This window comes from Flavobacterium commune (assembly GCF_001857965.1).
Lineage (GTDB): Bacteria > Bacteroidota > Bacteroidia > Flavobacteriales > Flavobacteriaceae > Flavobacterium > Flavobacterium commune.
The window spans coordinates 523466-545325 of sequence record NZ_CP017774.1 but is presented as its reverse complement, the minus strand read 5'-3'; the positions used below and the strand labels follow the sequence as shown (position 1 = coordinate 545325).

Sequence of the window (21860 nt, the reverse complement as noted above, 5' to 3'; positions counted from 1 at the left end):
TGTATTTAAATTTTAAAAGTTACTATTCCATAATCCATTTCGAACACTTGCCCTGAAATAGATTTTGCTTTTTCTGAAATTAAAAAATCAGCCATATCGGCAACTTCTTCCGGTTTCAAATAGCTTTTCATCGGATGACGTTCTATCATGTTTTCTTTCATTCGATCATTTCTAAGAATATTAGCCGAGAGTGAAGTTTCAGTAATCGTAGGAGCAATGGCATTGATGCGTACTACTGAAGCCAATTCGGCTCCCAACGATTTTACCAGTCCTTCAACTCCTGATTTTGCCGTTGCAATACTGGCATGAAACGGCATTCCTAATTTGGCCGCCACTGTGCTAAATAAAAGAATCGATGGATGATTTCCTTTTTTCAATTGAGGCAAGTATTTCTGAATACATTTAACGGCTCCAATAACATTTATTTCAAAATCATTTCTAAAATCGTCTATGCTCAAACTGCCGATAGGTTTCAGGTTGATGGAACCGGGGCAATAGATTAAGGTGTCAATAGATTCAATTTCAGGAAGTACATCTTGTAATATGTCAATGCTGTAATGTTTAAGATTAGTATGTGTAGTATCAGGCGCATTTCTGCTGATGTTATAAATGAAATTAGTTGCTAGTTGTTGTTGCAGAATCGTATTTCCAATTCCTTTGCTGCCTCCTATGATGACGATGTTTTTCATGGTTGAAATACTTTTTTATCGAATTATCGTTTCGAAATTTTGTTGTTGTTAATTTGTCTCTGTCTGCTGCATTTAAAACGACCTTCATTGAAAATCCTCAGTTTTTCGTGTTTTGTTTTACGGCCTTGAACCCTTTCGCGCCACATTCTAAAACTAGAAGCTTTCATTTCGGTGCGCATCAGCTCGATAACTTCTTGTTCTTTTAGTCCGAATTGCAGTTGAATTGCTTCAAAAGTGGTTCGGTCTTCCCAGGCCATTTCTATAATACGGTCTTTGTCTAAATCAGTAAGTTCTTTTTTTGTAGTCACGATATTTTTTATTTGAATTTGAAATTTATTTTTGCTGTTGCAATTGGGACTTAATTATTATTCATTATCGCCAATATCCGCCATGGTGTGTAATTTCAGGATACGGAAACTTTCTTCTTTTACTAATGGATTCTTTTTCATTTTCCATAAAAAATCACTGGCAAATTTTCGTGTCCGTTCCATATCAACAATTGGTTTCGGATAGTTGATGCCTATTTCAAAATTGTTAAATTTTTGGTCTAAATAAGTCATTTTATAGGGTTCGTGTACAAATGCTGTTGGCAAATGACTTAACTCCGGTACCCATTTTTTTATAAATTCACCATCAGGATCGTGCTCGTAACTGTTTTTTATGGGATTGTAAATGCGTAACATATTGACTCCGGTTTCACCGGCCTGCATTTGCAACTGTGGAAAATGAATTCCGGGTTCAAAATCCAAGAACATTTGTGATAAATGTTGTGTCGCTTCCTGCCAGGGCTGCCATAAATTATGTGTGAAAAATGAAACTAACATGGCGCGCATTCTAAAGTTCAGATAACCGGTCTCATTCAGGCAGCGCATTGAAGCATCAATTAGCGGAAATCCTGTTTGTCCTGTTTTCCATGCTGAAATATAATCGGGTTTGATTTTCTTTTTTAGCAAATGAAAGCCTTTGTTGATACTTTCAAACTCCATGATTTCTTCCATTTCAAATTTTTGAATGAAATGTGCCTGCCAGGTAAGTCTGGATACAAAAGAATCGATTTGTTTTTTATGGCTGCAAGTCAATCTAAACGTTGCCACTTTTTGCAAAACTTGTCTGGATGATAGATTTCCCCAGGCAATGTAAGGAGATAATCTGCTGCAACTTCTTCTCGCTAATACAGGTTTTGAGATATGTGAACTATAATTGTAATAGCGTTCTTCAAGGAAATTTTCTAAATATTTATAGCCCATTGCACTGCCCCCTTTTTGGAAAACAGTATCTGGAATAGTTTCTAAATTCGTTTTTTCTAATGTCTTTTCGAGTTCATTTATTGCTTCCGAGGAGAGAAAATTTTCTGCTTTCGGATCAAAAATAAATAGGGGAGCGTTCATGTATTTTTCCCATTTAGAAACCCAATCGTTTCGGTCTTTCAATCCTCTGAAAATTCCATTGTTAATATTCTCGACCCAATTGATTTGATTGTTTTTACAAAATCGTTTGAAAGCTTTATCTCTTTCGTAAGTGATTTTTAAACCGGTTTCCTGATGCGAAAAAACAGTATCTATCTTGTAGAATTCCTGAAGCGTATTGAAAACAGCATTCACTTCTGAAGTTACTGCCAAAACATGGGTATTTGATTTTTTTAATTGTTTATTGATGTCAACAAGAGATTGTTTGATAAAATTCCAGTGCCTTGGGCTATAATGTGGATCATTTTCGAGTGATTTTTCAAATACATATAACAACAATGTAGGTTTACCTGACTGTACAGCATTAAAAATCGCTTCGTTATCCTGTAAACGAAGGTCTCTTTTAAACCAAACCACATTTATTTGTTCCTTTTGCATTTTTCACTACAATATTTGACTTCATCCCAAACTTTTTCCCATTTTTTCCGCCAATTAAAAGGTCGCTTGCAAACCAAACATATTTTTGACGGAAGATTTTCTTTTTTCATTATTTGTATTTTTCGAAAGCATTCACCACAATTTCTGCTTTCAAATCAAACATTAGGTTGTACAAACCAAAGAAGGTTCGGTTCATGTAAATAAAATGTTTCGAACCGCGATTCCCATTCATTTTTTTAAGATTGGTGTCTTTAGAAAAACGTTCACCCAATTGTGCTATGTTTTCAAAGAATACTTCATCCGAAAAATCGAAGGTTTCCGTTTGAAAGGGTTTAGTAAACAGCGATAACAAATCATAGAACATTTGCGTGAAATAGGCAATTTCTTCTTTGCTGTCATCGGTTCTAAGAATTTCCAATTCGAATAATTTTTCTCTAAAAAGCTTTTGGTTATCAATCACTTCCTTGTTGATTAACTCAAAGTACGGAATATAGAAATCAGTTGGAATTTGTTTCATACAACCAAAATCAAGAGCAACCAATTGGTTTTTGTCATTAATCAGAAAATTTCCGGGATGTGGATCGGCATGAACTTTTTTCAAAATGTGAATTTGATACATATAAAAATCCCATAAAGCCTGACCAATTTTATTGGCAATTTCAGGATCTGAATTTTTAAATTCCGATAAATGAACGCCAGTCATCCAATCCATCGTGATGATTTTCTCTGAAGAATATTCAGGATAATACTCCGGGAAAACCAGATTATCAATTTTTTTGCAAGCATCCACTACCTCCTGACTTTGTTTGAGTTCCAATAAATAATTGGTTTCCTCAATTAGTTTGTCTTCGACTTCTTTGAAATATTTATCAGAATCTTTTCCTTGTAGATTAAACATTCGGATAGCAATAGGTTTTACCAAAGCCAAATCGGACGAAATACTATTGGCAACACCCGGATATTGGATTTTTACCGCCAGTTTTTTGTTGTTTTTTACCGCCAAATGCACCTGACCAATACTCGCCGCATTAACCGAATTTGGATTGAACTCGTCAAAAATTTCATAAGGCGTTTTGCCAAAATTATTCTTGAAGGTTTTCAATACTAAAGGAGCCGAAAGGGGAGGAACTGAAAATTGGGACAAAGAAAATTTCTCAACATAAGCCTGTGGCAGGAAATTCTTGTCCATGCTTAGCATTTGGGCAACTTTTAAAGCGCTACCTTTTAAACTTTTTAGTCCATCATAAATATCTTCGGCATTTTCTTCATTGAGTTTATCGCGACTCAAATCAGAATTGACCATTTTTTCGCCGTAATATTTCAGGTAATTCACGCCTACTTTAGCTCCTGTTTGTACCAGTTTTGTAGCTCGCTCAATTTTTGAAGTTGGAATGTAGTCGATTGTTTTCATTATTTAGCTTGCATTTTTTCTTTAAAAATAAATTTCCCAAAATCGATAATGCTATTGATAGGTGCGGTATTCAGTAATTCGAAACTTAGTTTTACCGATTTTTCGATAAAAATGTCTGTTTTTTCAAAATTTGCTGATCCATCTTCGAGCCAAAATTTCAGTGTAAATAAAAATTGTATCCAAGCCGTTTCCTGAATAGCTTTTTCTTGAAAATTCTGAATTTTTTCTTGTTGAATTCGGAAGTCATCAGTAGTTATTTCTGCAATAAATTTTTTAAAGTGGGTTCTCAATCCTGAAAGTTTCATCAGGTTTTTTAACTGATTTTTGTCTTCATTCAAACTCATGCTTACATAACTTCTGTTAGCAGTGAGCAATTCGAAAAAAGTAAAATAAAAGCTCAGTAGTTTACTTTTCATATCGTATGATTCGTAATTACTGTCTTTGTGTAATAATTCGATGGTTTTTTCAAAAAACTGATTGTAAATTTCTTTTTCAATACTTTCTAAAGTTCCAAAAAATGAATAGAATTCTGTTTCTGTAAATCCATGATTTTTAGTGAATTGATATACTGATTTTGGTTTCTCATTGTTTTCTAAAGTAGCATCCATATACATGGAGACAATGGACTCTTTGCTTATTTTTGTTTTTTTAGTTGCCATGTTGCTTTCTGTTTTTTATTGGTTTATAAAGATACTAAAATGTTTAATGATTTTGTGTTAATGTTAAACAAAATATTTTTATCTTTGGTTAAGATGTAAAAACTATTGTAATGAAAAAGAATGTATTGATTACTGGCGGAACCGGATTTGTAGGCAGGCATTTGACTAATTTGCTGGTTGCAAATGGTTTTTCGGTATCTGTTTTGAGTAGAAGTAAAAGAGTAAATACTGCCAATGTTTTTTATTATAAGTGGGATGTGGAAAAGCAGTTTATTGAAGAAGAAGCGATTCAAAGGGCTGATTTTGTCATTCATTTGGCTGGAGCCAATATTGGTGAAAAACGCTGGACTAAAAAGCGCAAAGCAGAGATTTTATCCAGTAGAGAACAGGCCGCACAATTAATTTACAATTCATTATTAAAATGGAATAAGAATCTGGAAGCTTTTGTTTCGGCTTCGGCAGTGGGGATTTACGGAGCAATTAATGGTCGGGCAATTTGTAATGAAAATATGCAGCCTGCAAATGATTTTTTAGGATTGACTTGTCAAAAATGGGAAGCAGCAGCAAATCAATTTGAAAAACTAGGAATTCGTACCGTTAAAATTCGTACTGGTTTAGTTTTAGGAAAAGAGGATGGTTTTCTGAAAAAGTTAGTTCCTATTTTCAAATTAAGACTGGGTTCTGCTTTAGGTACAGGAAAGCAATATATGCCTTGGATTCATGTTGACGATTTGTGTCAAATTTACCTGGAAGTCATAAAAAATTCAATGTTCTCAGGAGCTTATAATGCTGCAATTACGGATGATACTACTAATGAATCATTTTCTAAAATATTGGCAAAAGTTTACGGATACAAAATTTGGTTGCCTAATGTGCCTGCAATGCTAATAAAAATAGCTCTGGGAGAAATGTCAAAACTGGTTCTAACAGGCAGAAGAGTTTCGAATGAAAAAATAAAACAATTGGGTTTTCAATTTCAGCATGAGGATTTAGAAACCGCAATCAAAGAGTGTTTGTTAAAATAAAATTACTTTAAATCGACGTTTAATGCTACGTTAACCGTTTTAGAAATTTTGTTTTTTACTATAAAAGGAATTTCAATTTTAAAATCCTCTGTGTTCAATGAGAAATGTGATTGAACAGCAATTGAATTAGTAGCCGTTTTATGAATTAATGCAAGAACTCTAATGTTTTTAGTCACGCCATGAATCTGGATTTTTCCTTTGATGTAATAACGCCCCGGAGTAGTATTGATTTTGTTGGCGGAAAATTTTTCAATCCCACCTTTAAAAACGGCTTTGGGATATTTTTTGCTTTCCATATAATTGGCATTAAAATGATCCTGCATCAAACTTCTTTCAAATTTGAAATCTTTGATGAATACAATAAAATGAATGTTATTGTTTTTTGTATTTAAAGTTCCAATAACCTGATTGTTTACCGCTTCAACAGCTTCGTAAAAAGGAACTGATGCTTCAAAAGTAATGTTTCCATTAGTTACTGTTTTTTTATCCTGAGCAACTATGGAAATACTGAAAATAAATAAAAATGCGAGTAGAAAATTTTTCATGGCAGCTTCATTTTTCTACTTAAAGTTAGAAAAAAAAGTCAAAAAATCCTAATAAAACTGCCGTGAAAATGAAGTAGAATAACGTTTTTTAATGCTTTTTATCTATTAATTTCAATCTATTAGATTATCATCTTTTTTTGCTCTTGCAATAATACTTTCCGGAAGTGCTTTTTTTGCTTTAGCACCCATTTTTTTGAGTTTTTCAACTCTGGTAATCAGGTTTCCGCTTCCTTCAACCAGTTTGTTCATGGCACCGCTGTATTCAATTTTGGTTTCATCGATTTTCTTTCCAATTTTGATTAAATCGGCTACAAAACCTTCAAATTTATCATACAAAGCTCCGGCCTGACGCGCAATTTCGAGTGCGTTTTCCTGTTGTTTTTGGTTAGTCCACATACTGTCAATAGTGCGCAAAGTGGCTAATAAAGTGGCAGGAGTTACAATTACAATATTCTTTTCGAATGCTTTATTGTATAAACTGGTGTCTTCGTTTAAAGCGATGGCAAAAGCGGGTTCGATAGGAATAAAAAGCAGTACAAAATCAGGACTTTCAATTTGGTACAAATCCTGATAATTTTTGTTGCCTAGTTGCTCCACGTGGCGTTTGATGGAATTGACATGCTCTTTTAAATAGCTGCTTTTTAAATCATCTTCCTCTTCATTGATGTATTTTTCATAAGCGGTCAACGAAACTTTAGAATCCACAATCATTTTTTTTCCATCGGGTAAATTAATCACGACATCAGGCATCACACGATTTCCATCTTCGGTAGCAAAACTTTGCTGTACTTCGTATTCACGCCCTTTTTCCAGACCTGATTTTTCCAGAACACGTTCTAAGACTAATTCGCCCCAGTTTCCTTGCATTTTACTGTCTCCTTTTAAGGCTTTAGTCAGGTTCAGGGTTTCTTTGCTCATTTGAATATTCATTTCGCGTAAGCCTAAAATTTGTTGGCGTAAAGCCGCATGATAATCGATGCTTTCTTTGTGGGTGTCTTCGACTTTCTTTTCGAATAACTGAATTTTATCCTGTAAAGGCGACAGGATATTTTTCATGTTTTCTTTGTTTTGTTCGGTAAATTTATTTGATTTCTCGTCTAATATTTTGTTGGCCAGATTTTCGAATTCTTTGGTGAATTTTTCCTGTAATTTCTCCACTTCGTCTTTTTGTTCTTTATTTCGTTCCCAAAGATTTTCAAAATCAACTTCTTTTTTCGAAAGCTGGATTGCCAAACTGTCTTTTTCGTTTCTGATGGCTTCTTTTTCCTGATTGATGATTGCTAATTGTTTTTCGAATTGCATTTTGTCATTCGAAAATTGCTCTTTCAATTGATTAATTTGCGAAGTTAGGGCAATTAGTTTTTCTTCTAAACTTGTTTTTTCGGACTGAAAACGGGCAGAAAAAATCAATTTTCCAATAAAAATTCCAATGGCGAGCGCAACAATAAAAGACAATAAAAAAGGAAACAAATCAGACATAGCTAAAGTTTATAAGTAGAGTAAGCAAAAATAGAGATTAATGCCGATTTTGAGCATTTTTTTATTCGAATCAAATTGTTTTTTTTTAAACTTTTCACGCAACCATTTTTAGAATGGCTTGTCTATTTAATAGTAAACAAAGTAGCGGTATGAGAAAAGTTAAGCATTTATTCTGGAGTGTTTTGATGCTCTTTCTTACTTTCTGTTCTTTGACAAATGACGGAAAGAATACTCAGGATAGTACTGCTATTGTGGGAACCTGGTATTGGCAGGAATCTAAAGGAGGAATTAGCGGAAAGGAAATAATAACGCCAAAAACCACAGGAGTAAATAAAAAATTAGTTTTTGCAGCCAATAAAAAAGTTACTGTTTTTACTAATGATATTGAAACAGGAAATTATACCTACAAAATAGCAAAAGGAAATAGTTTTTTAGACCATAAAGAGCATTATTTGCTGACTTTTAGTGAGATGAGTTATGTGATTCAGTATATAGACAAGCGGCGTTTGAGTATTCAGGATAATTTTGTTGATGGCTATGTTTTGACTTATACAAAGTAATTTTAAGTTATGAATGTTTAAATTTGTTAGCGTTGAACCGTTTTTAAGAGTTATTTTTTGAAAGAACCAATAGAGCATTATATAAGGCAATGTATTGAAAATGATAGAGGAGGACAACAGAAGATTTATCAGTTGTTTGCTCCTGTATTGTATGGTCTTTGCATCAAATACATGAAGAATGAAGAGGATGCCAAAGATGTTTTTCAGGAAGCATTTGTAATTGCTTTTCAAAAAATAAGTCAGTATCGGTTTGAAGGCAGTTTCGAAGGTTGGCTGAAACGTATTTTTATCAATAAACTGATAGAGACCCTCAATAAGAGAAAAAGGGAAATGCCTTTTTTGGATGTACTTCATCAGGAAGATTTTGTTGATGAAGAACAGGAGATAGATTCATTTTCGATACCCCAGGAAAAATTATTAGAATTCATTCAGCATTTACCCGATCAATACCGACTGGTTTTTAATCTTTATTTTTTCGAAAAAATGAAACACAAAGAAATTGCCAGTTTATTGAATATTTCCGAAGGAACTTCTAAATCCAATTTGAATCGGGCAAAAAGTAATTTACAAAAGAAAATATTAGCGTTAATGGCTTCAAAGGATGCTTAAAAATAGCAGTTATGAAAAAAGATAATATAGAAAAATTATTTTCTTCGTTAGAAGATTTTTCTAAAACTCCTCCGGATGATTTATGGAAAGGAATTGAGGAGAAATTAGATAATTCGAAAACTAAAAAGAGATTTCCTTTCTGGTGGTCTATAGCAGCAACTTTAGTTGTTGGATTAGGACTTTTGGCTACTTTTTATTCTCATCCTGATACCAATTCGATAACAATACCTGATGAATCTAAAAACGGAGTGGTCAATCAGTCAGGATCAACAAACGCTCAGGAAAAAGAGAATGTTGCGAATGAAGCAGAAGCAGCAAAGAATGATTTAGATAAGCCATTTTCAAATTCAAATGCGACTGTTGAAACTAAAACACAAGAGCCTGTAACTAACGCAAAATCATCTGTTATTAATTTGAATAATCGAAAAATAACCAATTCAAATACAGCGGCAGTAGCGGTAATTACAAACCCAAACACAGTTGTTTCAGCTAATAAAAATGCGGCTATACCTCAATCAAAAGAAATCAAAAGTGCTGAAAAAGTAGTTTTGACTCAGCCAAATCCAATTGCGGAACAAAATAAAAAGATAGTTGAAAAATTAGCTGTCGACGATAAAATAAAAGAAAAATCGGCAACAATTACAATTGAAGAAAAAGAAAATGCGTTGGCTGCAATAGAAAAAGAACTGCAAAAGAAAGACAAAACAGTTTCAACAACAGATAAGTGGTCGTTACAGCTTTTTGCAGGAATAAACAATTCGCAAAACATCAAGAATCAAAAATCTTTGGGAAATACAATTGAATCTCAAAGAGGACACAGCTATGGAGTGAAAACTAATTACAAACTCAATCGTCGCTGGGCGGTAAGCACTGGTTTGAAAGTGAGTGAATTGGGGCAGCAACTGGCTAATGTTTCTTATGTTAATTCGGCTAAAAGTTTGGTTAGTATTGCTAAAGAACCTATGAGTGCGCCTCAGTTAAAAGGTTCAATTGTTGCCAATACAAATTATTTGTTTATCCCAAAAACAGCCGATAATTCTAAAAATGTATTGAGTAGTAATAATTTTTACGAAACCGGAAATTTATCGCAACGCGTACAGTATCTGGAAATGCCAATAGAGATTTCTTATTCGATTTTAAACAAGGGAAAAACACATATTAATATGAATACCGGAGGCTTTGTGGGAAAAGCAATTTCTAATAAAGTCTTGCTCGACAATAGCTCCATAGGGGAAAATCAGGATATAAATGAGGTTGTTTTTGGAACGGTTTTGAGTAGTACTTTGCAATATGAATTATTCAAAAAGACAAAAGTTTTTGTAGAGCCCGGAATGAATTATTATACCCAGCCTGCGCAAAATCAAAATTTTAATCAATTCCAGTTGATTTTTAATTTTGGATTAAATGTGTCTTTTTAATTCGTTTTAAAATGGGTTAACACTGCGCTGATTTGTGTATTTTTGCGCAAATTTCATCTTTTAGCATGTCGCATCATCATTTTATTCTTCATAAACCCTATGGTTATTTGAGTCAGTTTATTTACGAATTGAAACGAAAAAAGAAATTATTAGGGGAATTACATGATTTTCCCGAAGGGACAATGGCTATTGGGCGATTAGACGAAGACTCCGAAGGTTTATTGTTGTTGACTACTGATGGAAAAATGAGTGAGTACATTCGTTCCCGAAAAGTCGATAAAGAATACTATGTTCAGGTGGATGGTATCATTACTCAGACAGCTATTGACGAAATAAAAAAAGGAGTCGAAATAGGTTTTAATGGAACTAAATACATTACAAAACCCTGCGAAGCCAGATTGATTCACAAAATCCCTAATTTTGGCGCAAGAGGTAAGAAAATCCGTGATGAACGTCATGGTCCTACTTCCTGGGCTTCGATAACAGTTAATGAGGGAAAATTTCGTCAGGTGCGAAAAATGACATCGGCTGTTGGTTTTCCTACTTTGCGTTTAGTGCGTGTGCGGATTGGCAATGTACATTTGAACAATTTGCAATCAGGAGAAGTGATTGAAGTTGAAAATTTCAATAGCAATGACAATAATCAAATAACAGAATAAACAAATCAATAATAATGCTTAACATCGTTTTAGTAGAACCTGAAATCCCTAATAATACTGGAAATATTGGTCGTTTGTGCGTAGGAACCGAAAGCCGTTTGCACCTGATTCATCCGTTTGGATTTGTAATCAACGATAAAAATTTGAAACGTTCCGGTTTAGATTATTGGGTGCATCTTGATGTTACCGAATATCAAAATGTAGCTGAATGGATGGCTCAGGTTTCTGATCAATCCCGTGTTTTCCTGATGAGTTCCCATGCTGAAAAATCTTATTTAGAAAATGAATTTCAGGATGGAGATTGGTTGGTTTTTGGTAAAGAAAGCGTTGGTTTGAGTCAAGAATTTCTGGAGTTATTCGATAAAAAGAATCAATTGACAATTCCGATGTCTTCTTTAATCCGAAGTTTTAATATTGCTAATTCGGTGGCTTTTGTGGTGGGAGAAGCGAAGAGACAGATTTCAGTAGGCAGAATTTAGATTTCAGAATACAGAAAATAGATTTTAGAATATAGAAAAAAGATTTCAAAACTAAGGACTAGGAACTACTAACTAAGGACTTAAAAAAAAACTAACTAATTATAAACTTTCCTTTTGTAGCATCAAAAACAATATGTTCGTCTTTGAACAAGGTATTGAAACTTCCTTTTGAAATAAAATTACAAGGTTCATCTTGGACTACAGTTTCAGGGGTCATGATAATCATTTCGTCACTCAGTTGAATCGCCATATCAATATCGTGGGTTGAAAATAAAATACATTTTTGAGTTTCCTGGGTAAGTTTTTTCAAGAGTTTAAATAAGGCTACTTTATGCAGTAAATCCAAATGGGTGGTGGGCTCGTCTAAAATAATCAGCGGAGTATCCTGTGCCAGCGCTCTTGCTACCAATACTTTTTGTAATTGTCCATCGCTGATTTCATAATGTCTTTTGGAAGCCAAATGTTCAATTTGCGTAAGCACTAAGGCGTGGTTTACTTTTTCAATATCTTCATCAGCTAAGGTGCCAATCCAGTTGGTATAAGGTTGTCTTCCTAAGGCGACTAATTCAAAAACGGTTAGATTACTTGGTGGTAATTTTTCGGTTAAGACAACGCTTAAGTTTTTGGCTAAAGCCAAAGCATTCATTTCGTGAATGTTTTTTCCGTTCAAGAAAACAGTTCCATTAATCGTTTTTTGAATTCCGGTAATGGTACGTAATAAGGTTGATTTTCCAATACCGTTAGCACCAACTAAAGCAATGAGTTTGCCTTTTTCTAAGGTCAAATCAATATTTGAAGCAATAACAGTCTGCTCTTTTTTATGAGTATAGCCAATGCTTATTTGCTTCGCTTGTAATATGATGTTGGAAGTACTCATTTTAATTATTCTACTAATGAAAATTGAGAATCGTATAAATTTTTATAATAACCGGATTCTTTGTTAATCAACTCTTGATGTGTTCCTTCTTCCACAATTAATCCTTTGTCCATAACCACAATTTTATCAGCATTGACAATGGTTGCCAGTCGGTGGGCAATAACAATCGAAGTTCTTCCTTTTGTGATCGTTTCGGTGGCACGCTGAATCAATTCTTCGGAATAGGTATCGATTGATGAGGTTGCTTCGTCCAAAATTAAAATACTTGGATTGCTTACATAAGCTCTTAAAAAAGCAATCAGTTGGCGTTGTCCTGAAGACAACATCACACCGCGTTCTTTTACGTCAAAATCATAATTATCAGGTAAACTCATAATAAAATTATGAACGCCTATTTCTTTTGCGGCAGCATACACTTTTTCTCTTGTAATTTCAGGATTGTTAAGCGTGATATTATTGTAAATGGTATCAGCAAATAAGAATACATCCTGCAAAACGATGGCGATTTGTTTTCTAAGGGAACTCAAAGTATAGTTTTCGATATTTTCGTTATCAATGCAAATTGTACCGCTTTTTATTTCGTAAAAACGATTCAATAAGTTGATAATAGTTGATTTTCCTGCTCCGGTTGAACCTACAATTGCAATTGTTTCGCCAGAGTTTACGCTTAAATCAATACCTTTTATTACTTCTTCATTTTCAATATAACTGAAACGAACGTCTTTAAATTGAATGTTTCCATCAAAAACAGGCGCTTCAATTTTCCCGGTATCCTGAATTTGATCTTGGGTATCAATAATTTCAAAAACACGATTGGCAGCAATCATTCCCAGTTGCATCTCGTTGAATTTATCCGCAATTTGGCGCAAAGGGTTGAATAACATCCCGATGAACATGGTATAAGAAAACAAATCTCCAAAAGTGGTAAAATTATCGCCATTCAGGATTTTGATTCCTCCGTACAACACAATAAATCCAAGTGTTAGTGACGAAATAATATCGGCAATAGGGAAGAAGATGGAGTTGTAAAGAATGGTTTTTATCCAGGCATTTTGATGTTTTTCGTTAATGTCTTTAAATTTTTCCGATTCAATTTCTTCACGGTTGAACAGTTGTACAATCTTCATTCCGGTAACGCGTTCCTGAACGAAAGTGTTCATGTTGGCAATTTGCGTTCGTACTTCTTCAAAAGCAACCTGCATTTTGCGTTGGAAAATTCGGGTAATAAAGACTAAAATTGGCATAGCAATAATCACAATCCAAGTCAGTTTCCAGTTCATGTAAAACATAAAAAGGAGTACCACGACCATTTTCATCAAGTCACTGATAATCATGAATAGACCTTGACTAAAAATACGTGCAATAGATTCAATATCAGAAACTGAACGGGTTACCAATTGGCCTACAGGAACCAAATCAAAATACTTCATTCGGAAACTCAAAATGTGTTTGAATAATTTAATGCGAATGTCTTTGACAATATCCTGTCCCAGCCAGTTTGCCCAATAGACAAAGTAAAATTGAGAAAATACCTCCAGTAAAAGTACAATTCCCATCAAGCTAACGTAAAATAAAAGTCCTTGAGCATCTTCGGTTTGGATATAATCATCAACTGTTCGTTTTAATAAATACGGGCGTAAAGCTGCAAAAACAGATAAGGAAATGGCAAAAATAACCACACCGTTATAACGCCATTGGTATGGCTTTGTGTATTGTAGTATTCGTTTGAATAATCGAGTGTCAAATGCTTTTGCTTTCATTTTTTTATTTTAGTCCTTTAGCTCTTAGTTTTTAGTACCTAGTCCTTAGTTTTTAGAATTTAAAACTAAGGACTAGGTACTAAGTACTAATTGTCTAAATAAGGATATTCAATTTTAGTTAAATACAATCCGTGAGCCGGTACCGAAAATCCCGCTTTTTCTCTGCTTTTACTTTCGATAATTGTATTAAAATCGGCTAATGTTATTTTGTGTAAACCAATATTAATCAAGGTTCCAACTATAGAGCGTACCATATTTCTCAAAAATCGATTGGCTGAAATGGTAAAAATTAGTTTGTTTCCTTCCTGTTTAGCTTCGCTCTGTTCGGCTCCGCCTCGAGTCCAGTAAGCTTCAAAAATAGTACAATCAAATGTGTTTACATCTGTTTTTACCTTAGAGAAACATTGAAAATCGGTGTGGTTAAGTAATAGTTTTGCTGCTTTATTCATCAAATCAACATCTAATTCTTGATGGAAATACCAACTTTGTTCTTGTGAAAAAGCGTCTTTAAAAACATTGATATGGTATTCATAAGTTCTTTTAGTCGCATCAAAACGACAGTGTGCTTCACTGTCAACAGGGAAAATTTGATAAATAACAATATCTTTAGGAAGATAAGAATTGAGTTTGTGAATTAATTTTGGAATGTCAAAAGCTGCTTCAAAATCAAAATGAGCGTACATTTCTCGGGCATGAACCCCGGTATCCGTGCGTCCGGCACCCATAAGGTTAATCTCGGAACTTAATAGAACCGAAAAAGCTTTATTCAGTGTTTCCTGTACCGAAGCGGCATTAGGCTGAATTTGCCAACCATGATATGGTGTTCCGTTATAGGCTAATTTTATAAAATATCTCAAGTTTTTAATCTCAAAGTTTAAGGATTTCAAAGGTACAAAAAAGTAACTAAGGTGCTTAGTGACTAAGATACTAAGTTTTTGTTAAGAGATGCCTGATGACGCATTTGATAACAGGACATTCGCTTTTAAAAAGTATTCGCTGCTGATTTTGTACCTAAAACTTTGAAATTATCTTTTTTTGAACCTAAGGAAAACCTAAGTACCTTAGCATCCGAGAATCTTAGACTCGAAGAAAATGAAAAAAATCCTTTTGCTTTCGGATACCCATAGTCATATTGATGATGCTATTTTAAAATATGTACAACAAGCCGATGAGGTTTGGCATGCGGGAGATATTGGTGATTTGGAGGTAACGGATACTATTAAAAAATTCAAGCCGTTGCGAGCTGTTTATGGTAATATTGATGATGCCCAGGCGCGTTTGGAATTTCCGTTACACAATCGTTTTATGTGCGAAGAAGTATCGGTTTGGATTACACATATTGGTGGTTATCCGGGTAAATACAATCCTAATATAAAAGCCGAAATAACGGCTAATCCACCACAATTGTTTATTTGTGGGCATTCGCACATTCTAAAAGTTATGTTTGATAAAAAACACAATCTTTTACACATGAATCCCGGAGCTTGTGGTAAAAGTGGTTTTCATCAAGTGCGTACCATGCTGCGTTTTGTAATTGAAGGTAATAAAATCAAAGATTTGGAAATTATCGAAATTGAAAAAAGAGTCTGATTAACTTTTGTAATCAATAGGAGCGATAATTTCAATTGTGGTTCCTTGATTGGGTTTAGAAATAATAGTAAACTTTCCTTCCATTGTGTTAATTCGGGCTTTAATTTGATTTAATCCAAATCCCTCTATGGTTTGGTATTGGTTGATTTCGAATCCTACGCCGTTGTCTTTTACTACAATATGCAGTTGTTTGTTGAGTTCTTTTAAATGCAGTTTTGCTTTATTAGCTTCGCTATGATTGGTAATGTTGTTTAATAATTCGCTAACAATAAAATACATTTTCATTTCGTAATCTTCATCATAGCGCGTTTCGTCCGAAACATCACTGGAATAATGAAAATGAATGGTTGAATTAGAATTCATTTCGCATAAATCATTTAAGGCATAAAATAAGCCAAAACGAGCCAATAAAGTTGGTAAGAGACGATGTGATAAATCTCTGATTTTGTAATGTGTTTGGATAAGGATAGCCTTTGTTTTTGTAATTTCCTCGCTATTGCTCTGGTTTTTTGTAGAAAAAATAGTCAGGTGCATGGCCGCCGAAGAAAGTAATGCGCTAATATTGTCATGCAAGAACGAAGCGATTTTTTTGCGCTCCATTTCTTGTCCGTTAATCGAAGCTGTAATGATGTTTTCCTGAATTTTACTTTCAATATCTTTGAGGTTGTTAGTTTGTTTCAGTTGTTTGTTTTGAAAATACAAATATGAAAAAACAATAAAAAGGAGTAATATCGTAATTATGATGATGCTGATAAATTTGTTTTTAGATTGTTTTTCTAATAAAATTTGGTGACTGGTTTTGTATTCTGTTTTAATGTTGTCAATTTCTCTTTTGTATTCATCAATTTCCAGATTGATTCCGGCAACATTAACTTTTTTTAATTTTTCTTCATCATTAAGTTTTGCGGTAAGTTCGTTGTAAGCATAAAGATTTTCATAGGCTTTTTTGAATTTTTTTATCTTGAATAAAAATTTAGAATATTCCTGATGAGCAAAAGATAAATCAGATTTTTCATTGCTTTTTTGTCCTAATTCGATGGCTTTTTCAAAATAATAATGTGCTTTTTGGGGATTGTTAGCGTGGGAGTAATACATACCGTTGAGCATATTTAGTGCCACAATAGTTGTTTCATCACCATGAATTCTATGGTGTTTATTGATGTATTTTAAGTAAGGAAGTCCTTTGTTGAATTTTCCAATGTCAAAATAAGCCCAGCTAATATTGAGTTTTGTGAAAAGAATTTCAGAGGAATCGGCAATTTTGCTGCTGTATTCTAATGATTTTTTATAATAATAAATTCCTTTGGCATATTCTTTTTTATCAAAACAATAAATGTTTCCCAAATTATTGTTGATCCAGTTTTTAAGATGATTATTGTTGGTTTTGTCAGCATAGATAAGTCCTTTTTTATAATAAAATAAAGCTTTTTCAAATTCGGCTAACTGGTCAAAATTAGCAGCAATGGTGTTGTAACATGCTGCGATTAAATTATTGTCTTTTAGTGCTATGGCTTGGCTTAAGGCTTGTCTGGAAAGAATTAATGATTTTTCGTAATTCTCGTTTTTCATTAATAGTGTAGCCTTTTGTGCTAAAGATTTTGTTTGTTTTTGCAAATTTTCTGCCTGTGAAAATAGGTTAGTCGTACTTAAAAAAAGTAGTAATAACAAGCTATAAATGCGTTTGTAAGGCATAGTGAAAAAGGAGAATGACTTTAAGGGTTGATGAGGTTGTGTTTCAAAGCAAATTTAACTAAGCCAACCATGTTTTTAGCTTTTAATTTTTTCATAATATTTTTGCGGTGGGTTTCTACGGTATTAGTGCTAATGAATAGTTGATCCGAGATTTCTTTTCCGCTATATTCCAATGCGATTAAAGTAATGATTTCTATTTCACGATTGCTTAATTGAAAATCAAGTTCGAGTTTGGTTTTGTTGAGTTTAGCATTATTTTTTGTAGCCGAAGAAAATATTTTTTCCCGCACCTGATCACAAAAATATTCTTCATTTTTATTGACGGTTTGTATGGCTTCCACAATGTTTTCGCATGCACATTGTTTAGTTAAATAACCACTGGCACCTAATTTCATAACTTCCTGAACGATTTTAACATCATCGTAAGCCGAAAGTACAATTACTTTGCATGGGTATCCTTTTTTAGCAAATTCTTTCAGTACTTCGATGCCATCTTTTTCGGGCATACTGATGTCTAAAACTAAAATATCGGTCGAGTTGTTCGTTACTTCTTCGTAAAGAACGGTTCCTTTTAAGGAAAAACCAACGACATTAAAGTAAGGAACAGCATTCAATAAAGTACGCATACCATTGATTAATACTTGATGATCGTCGGCTAAATGTATTCGTATTGGGGTTTCCATAGGTGATTTCTAATAAACCAAATGTATTGAAAAAAAAGACTACAAAAAAACCCGAATGTAAAATTCGGGTTTCCTTCGCACTAATAAATTAAAATTTATAGGTTTACCTCAATCGATCCACAGATTTTACAAGATCCTCATCCTTCTTGATCGCCTTATTAGCCAAAACTAATGCTACGATAGCAATGATAGGTAGAAACATCCCAATACCTTTCTCAGAAACTACAGGAGTTTCTCCAGATAAATTTAGTGAACGATATAAAAACAATCCTAATAAAATCAAATTTAATATGATATTCAATCTGTTAATCACAAATTGATTTTGTCTTTTCTTATAGGATAAAATGCTTAATACAGAAAGAGTGGTACTTAGTCCAAACAAAATAGCGTAAATCTGACTTTGCATAAAAAAGAAAGATTTGCCATTGCTCATAGTCCACAAAGGGAAAATAAAAGGCAAAACTCCTGTGATTACAAAGGCTAAAAGTAGATATAGGGTTTGAATTCGTTGTATCATTTGTATCAAAATTGCTCCACAAAAATATATTTTCTTTTTTTAAAATACTATTGTATGATTAAATTTTATTCGTATTATTGCAATATAATACCGTAAGCACTTCATACTGCGGTGGATTCAAAGTAAAAATACACCTATCTTTTTTTAAGATTCCCCAATTTAATTAAACTCATAGAACATTCATGTTTGATATTTCGGCATTAAAAGAAATGAAGCTTTCTGAGCTTCAACAAATAGCTAAGGCTGCTAAAACAATAAAATTTAACGGTGTAAAAAAAGATGCTCTTATTAGCAGTATTTTGGATTTTCAAAAATCTTTGGAAGCAACAGCTGTTGAGGAAAAAGTTAATCCTAAAACTGAAGATAAACCCAAGAGAGAGCGTATTGCTCCTGTTAAAAAGCAGGCTGCTCCTAAAATAGTTGCCAAGAATTCGTCAAAAAATCCAGAAGAATCAGTTGAAAATAATACTGAAAAACTTGATTTTCCTGTTGAAGATATAGCTGAAACAAAAGAAGAAAAAGGGGAAATAGCACAAGAGACAGCTGTTGAAAAAACAAAGGCAGTAAAATTTAATAAGGCTACTTACGAAAAGAAAATTGCTTTAAAAAAGAATAAAGAACAAAAAGAAACGGCAACTGAAAATTTGCTTGTTGAAGAAGTAAAACAGGAGGAATCAGCTACTGAAAATGAAGTTGTAGCTCCTGCTGCGCCACAAAAGAAAATAAATCCACACGAGCGTAAGCGAACTGACGAAGTAAATCAACAAAATAAGCAAAACCCGAATCAGAATCAAAACGGGAATCAAAATCCTAATTTTAAAAACAAGAAAAATAATTTTAGAGACGCTGATTTTGAATTCGACGGAATTATAGAAAGCGAAGGTGTTCTTGAAATGATGCCTGATGGTTACGGATTTTTGCGTTCTTCCGATTATAATTATTTGGCTTCTCCAGATGATATTTATTTGTCAACATCACAAATCAGATTGTTTGGTTTAAAAACAGGAGATACCGTAAAAGGTGTAGTAAGGCCTCCAAAAGAAGGAGAGAAATTTTTTCCTTTAGTGCGTGTGCTAAAAATTAACGGACACGATCCTCAGGTGGTTAGGGATCGAATTTCATTTGAGCATTTAACACCAATATTTCCATCAGAAAAATTCAAATTAGCCGAAAGAGACAGCAGTATTTCAACCCGAATTATCGATTTGTTTTCTCCAATAGGAAAAGGACAACGTGGTATGATTGTAGCCCAGCCTAAAACGGGTAAAACCATGTTGTTGAAAGAAATAGCAAACGCCATTGCGGCGAATCATCCTGAAGTATATCTTATCGTTTTATTGATTGATGAGCGACCTGAAGAGGTTACTGATATGCAGCGTTCGGTACGTGGTGAAGTAATAGCTTCAACATTTGACAGAGAGCCACAAGAACACGTTAAAATTGCAAATATCGTTCTTGAAAAATCAAAACGTTTGGTAGAATGTGGTCATGATGTAGTGATTTTGTTAGATTCGATTACACGTTTGGCCAGAGCTTATAATACAGTACAACCAGCCTCAGGAAAAGTATTGAGTGGGGGTGTAGATGCAAATGCTTTGCAAAAACCAAAACGTTTCTTTGGTGCTGCCCGTAATGTCGAAAAAGGTGGTTCGTTGAGTATTATTGCTACTGCATTGACAGAAACCGGTTCGAAAATGGATGAGGTTATCTTTGAAGAATTCAAAGGAACAGGTAATATGGAATTGCAATTGGATAGAAAAATTGCTAATAAACGAATTTTCCCTGCTATCGATTTGACTTCGTCAAGTACCCGAAGAGATGACTTGCTTCTTGATAAAGATACGCTACAAAGAATGTGGATTATGAGAAAATACCTTTCGGATATGAATCCAGTTGAAGCAATGGAATTTATAAACGATCGCTTTAAGAAAACCAGAAATAACGAGGAATTCCTGATTTCGATGAACGACTAGTTTTTCAGATTTCAGTCTAAAAAGTATAATAAAAAAGGGATTTCAAATTGAAATCCCTTTTCTATATCTGTAATCTAAATTCTGCTTTCTGCAGACTGAATTATGCTTTTCTTTCCAACAAAGCCATATAAAAACCGTCAAAACCAGATTCAGAGGCCAGAATTTTGTGGTCTTTAATGAAAGTGAATTGTTTTCCAATATCAGTAGTTAAAAAACGCTCTACTTGTTCTTGATTTTCAGAAGGAAGAATAGAACAGGTCGCATAAACCAGTTTTCCACCTGGTTTTACAATTTTAGAATAGCTTTCTAAAACTTCCGATTGTACTTTTCGAATATTGTCAATAAACTCCGGTTTCAATTTCCATTTAGCATCCGGATTTCTTTTTAAAACACCTAATCCGCTGCATGGAGCGTCAATCAGAACGCGGTCGGCTTTTTCATGCAGTTTTTTGATAACTTTGGTGGTGTCAATAATGCGATATTCAATGTTGAAAGCACTATTTCGTTTTGCTCTTAATTTTAATTGCTTTAGTTTACTTTCGTATAAATCCATAGCAATTAACTGCCCTTTGTTTTGCATTAAAGATGCAATATGTAAAGTCTTTCCACCCGCACCTGCGCAAGTATCAACAACTCTCATTCCTGGTTTTACATCCAGAAAAGCGGCTACTAACTGCGAATTGGCATCCTGAACTTCAAATAAACCTTGTTTGAAAGCATCGGTCATGAAAACATTAGCGCGTTCTTTTAAAACTAAAGCATCCGGTTGATCTTTTAGATATTCGGTTTCGATATCTAAATCCATCAAAATAGCTCTTAATGCTTCTTTAGTTGTTTTTAAAGTATTAGTTCTAAGAATTACTTTGGCAGGTTGGTTTTGAGCTGTGATTTCTTTAGCCCAAACTTTTTCTCCCAATTCTTTTACTCCCAATTCGTCCATCCAGTCTGGGATAGATTCTTTGAGCGGTCTGATTTTTGAAAGTTCATCAAAACGTCCTTTGATTTTTCGTTCAGGAGTTCCTTCCAGCTGACGCCAATCGGGAATTGGATAACCTCTTAAAACTGCCCAAACAGCAAACATTCTCCAAAGATTATCTCTGTCGAAAGGCTCTTTTACTTCGGCGATTTCGGAGTATAATCTTTTCCAACGAACAATTTCGTATATGGTTTCGGCTACAAATTTCCTGTCGGAACTTCCCCAACGCTTGTCTTTTTTTAATGCTCTTGCTACTACTTTATCGGCATATTCTCCTTCGTTAAATATCGCATTTAGAGAATCGATTGTAGTATATACTAAGTTTCTGTGTAATCTCATTTTTATTATTTGAGTTGCAAAGGTACTATTAAAAGATTTGAAAGTTAAATTAAAATTTCAATTCTGTTATTTCGTT

General features: G+C 33.8%; 23 protein-coding genes. 8 read left to right on the top strand and 15 right to left on the bottom strand.

The window, feature by feature from the left end:
• Positions 1 to 5: 5 nt before the first annotated feature.
• Genes BIW12_RS02250 through BIW12_RS02225 form a run of 6 tightly spaced genes read right to left on the bottom strand, consistent with a single transcriptional unit; the run spans position 6 to position 4603 of the window.
• Positions 6 to 689: an SDR family oxidoreductase gene (locus tag BIW12_RS02250; RefSeq protein WP_071183628.1), complete on the bottom strand. Its 684-nt coding sequence runs from the start codon at positions 687 to 689 to the stop codon at positions 6 to 8.
• Between the two features lie 23 nt (positions 690 to 712).
• Complete coding sequence (locus tag BIW12_RS02245) at positions 713 to 997, bottom strand: TIGR03643 family protein (protein ID WP_083382030.1); 285 nt, start codon at positions 995 to 997, stop codon at positions 713 to 715.
• Between the two features lie 57 nt (positions 998 to 1054).
• Positions 1055 to 2533 carry a cryptochrome/deoxyribodipyrimidine photo-lyase family protein gene (locus BIW12_RS02240; RefSeq protein WP_071183627.1) on the bottom strand — a complete coding sequence of 493 codons (1479 nt, stop codon included), beginning with the start codon at positions 2531 to 2533 and terminating at the stop codon, positions 1055 to 1057.
• Positions 2515 to 2643: a DUF2256 domain-containing protein gene (locus tag BIW12_RS02235; protein WP_071183626.1), complete on the bottom strand. Its 129-nt coding sequence runs from the start codon at positions 2641 to 2643 to the stop codon at positions 2515 to 2517. The genes BIW12_RS02240 and BIW12_RS02235 overlap by 19 nt, the downstream gene beginning before the upstream one ends.
• Complete coding sequence (locus BIW12_RS02230; RefSeq protein WP_071183625.1) at positions 2643 to 3944, bottom strand: ABC1 kinase family protein; 1302 nt, start codon at positions 3942 to 3944, stop codon at positions 2643 to 2645. The genes BIW12_RS02235 and BIW12_RS02230 overlap by 1 nt, the downstream gene beginning before the upstream one ends.
• Entirely contained in the window at positions 3944 to 4603 is a 660-nt protein-coding gene (locus BIW12_RS02225) for a TetR family transcriptional regulator C-terminal domain-containing protein (RefSeq protein WP_071183624.1), read from the bottom strand. Before BIW12_RS02225 ends, BIW12_RS02230 begins: the two co-directional genes overlap by 1 nt.
• Before the next feature lie 110 nt (positions 4604 to 4713).
• Here BIW12_RS02225 and BIW12_RS02220 point away from each other — a divergent pair, with 110 nt between their 5' ends.
• Complete coding sequence (locus BIW12_RS02220; protein WP_071183623.1) at positions 4714 to 5628, top strand: TIGR01777 family oxidoreductase; 915 nt, start codon at positions 4714 to 4716, stop codon at positions 5626 to 5628.
• 2 nt (positions 5629 to 5630) lie between these two features.
• Here BIW12_RS02220 and BIW12_RS02215 read toward each other — a convergent pair whose 3' ends face one another.
• Positions 5631 to 6173: a YceI family protein gene (locus tag BIW12_RS02215; RefSeq protein WP_071183622.1), complete on the bottom strand. Its 543-nt coding sequence runs from the start codon at positions 6171 to 6173 to the stop codon at positions 5631 to 5633.
• 111 nt (positions 6174 to 6284) lie between these two features.
• Complete coding sequence (gene rmuC / locus BIW12_RS02210) at positions 6285 to 7652, bottom strand: DNA recombination protein RmuC (RefSeq protein ID WP_071183621.1); 1368 nt, start codon at positions 7650 to 7652, stop codon at positions 6285 to 6287.
• 149 nt (positions 7653 to 7801) lie between these two features.
• Here rmuC and BIW12_RS02205 point away from each other — a divergent pair, with 149 nt between their 5' ends.
• The 5 genes from BIW12_RS02205 (at position 7802) to BIW12_RS02185 (ending at position 11377) form a co-directional block, all read left to right on the top strand.
• Positions 7802 to 8212: a hypothetical protein gene (locus tag BIW12_RS02205; protein ID WP_157499459.1), complete on the top strand. Its 411-nt coding sequence runs from the start codon at positions 7802 to 7804 to the stop codon at positions 8210 to 8212.
• A gap of 57 nt (positions 8213 to 8269) precedes the next feature.
• Entirely contained in the window at positions 8270 to 8821 is a 552-nt protein-coding gene (locus tag BIW12_RS02200) for an RNA polymerase sigma factor (RefSeq protein WP_071183620.1), read from the top strand.
• Between the two features lie 11 nt (positions 8822 to 8832).
• Positions 8833 to 10239 carry a hypothetical protein gene (locus tag BIW12_RS02195; protein ID WP_071183619.1) on the top strand — a complete coding sequence of 469 codons (1407 nt, stop codon included), beginning with the start codon at positions 8833 to 8835 and terminating at the stop codon, positions 10237 to 10239.
• Positions 10240 to 10304: 65 nt separating this feature from the next.
• Positions 10305 to 10898 (top strand): pseudouridine synthase, encoded by a 594-nt coding sequence (locus BIW12_RS02190; RefSeq protein ID WP_071183618.1) that lies wholly within the window; start codon positions 10305 to 10307, stop codon positions 10896 to 10898.
• A 14-nt stretch (positions 10899 to 10912) separates the two neighbouring features.
• A complete protein-coding gene (locus BIW12_RS02185) occupies positions 10913 to 11377 on the top strand; it encodes a tRNA (cytidine(34)-2'-O)-methyltransferase (protein WP_071183617.1) in 465 nt (154 codons plus the stop codon).
• A gap of 91 nt (positions 11378 to 11468) precedes the next feature.
• Here the strand turns inward: BIW12_RS02185 and BIW12_RS02180 are convergent, their stop codons facing one another.
• From BIW12_RS02180 to truA, 3 genes are all read right to left on the bottom strand, one after another.
• Positions 11469 to 12254 carry an ABC transporter ATP-binding protein gene (locus BIW12_RS02180; RefSeq protein ID WP_071183616.1) on the bottom strand — a complete coding sequence of 262 codons (786 nt, stop codon included), beginning with the start codon at positions 12252 to 12254 and terminating at the stop codon, positions 11469 to 11471.
• A 5-nt stretch (positions 12255 to 12259) separates the two neighbouring features.
• Positions 12260 to 14014 (bottom strand): ABC transporter ATP-binding protein, encoded by a 1755-nt coding sequence (locus tag BIW12_RS02175; protein WP_071183615.1) that lies wholly within the window; start codon positions 14012 to 14014, stop codon positions 12260 to 12262.
• Positions 14015 to 14100: 86 nt separating this feature from the next.
• The gene (gene truA / locus BIW12_RS02170) at positions 14101 to 14871 is read right to left on the bottom strand and encodes a tRNA pseudouridine(38-40) synthase TruA (RefSeq protein WP_071183614.1); all 771 of its coding nucleotides are present in this window, start codon (positions 14869 to 14871) and stop codon (positions 14101 to 14103) included.
• 235 nt (positions 14872 to 15106) lie between these two features.
• Here truA and BIW12_RS02165 point away from each other — a divergent pair, with 235 nt between their 5' ends.
• The gene (locus BIW12_RS02165) at positions 15107 to 15604 is read left to right on the top strand and encodes a metallophosphoesterase family protein (protein WP_071183613.1); all 498 of its coding nucleotides are present in this window, start codon (positions 15107 to 15109) and stop codon (positions 15602 to 15604) included.
• Here the strand turns inward: BIW12_RS02165 and BIW12_RS02160 are convergent, their stop codons facing one another.
• The 3 genes from BIW12_RS02160 to BIW12_RS02150 all read right to left on the bottom strand — a co-directional run bounded on the left by BIW12_RS02160 (position 15605) and on the right by BIW12_RS02150 (position 18496).
• A complete protein-coding gene (locus BIW12_RS02160; protein WP_232227124.1) occupies positions 15605 to 17173 on the bottom strand; it encodes a tetratricopeptide repeat-containing sensor histidine kinase in 1569 nt (522 codons plus the stop codon).
• Positions 17174 to 17316: 143 nt separating this feature from the next.
• Positions 17317 to 17979 (bottom strand): response regulator, encoded by a 663-nt coding sequence (locus BIW12_RS02155; protein ID WP_071183611.1) that lies wholly within the window; start codon positions 17977 to 17979, stop codon positions 17317 to 17319.
• Between the two features lie 103 nt (positions 17980 to 18082).
• On the bottom strand, positions 18083 to 18496 hold the full coding sequence (locus BIW12_RS02150; protein ID WP_071183610.1) for a DUF4293 domain-containing protein: 414 nt from the start codon (positions 18494 to 18496) through the stop codon (positions 18083 to 18085).
• 182 nt (positions 18497 to 18678) lie between these two features.
• Between BIW12_RS02150 and rho the strand changes: the two genes are divergently transcribed.
• Positions 18679 to 20469, top strand: coding sequence for a transcription termination factor Rho (rho, locus tag BIW12_RS02145; RefSeq protein ID WP_071183609.1), 1791 nt, complete (start codon positions 18679 to 18681; stop codon positions 20467 to 20469).
• Positions 20470 to 20569: 100 nt separating this feature from the next.
• On the opposite strand, the gene BIW12_RS02140 is transcribed toward rho, so the two are convergent.
• The gene (locus BIW12_RS02140) at positions 20570 to 21784 is read right to left on the bottom strand and encodes an RsmB/NOP family class I SAM-dependent RNA methyltransferase (protein WP_071183608.1); all 1215 of its coding nucleotides are present in this window, start codon (positions 21782 to 21784) and stop codon (positions 20570 to 20572) included.
• Positions 21785 to 21860: the final 76 nt, after the last annotated feature.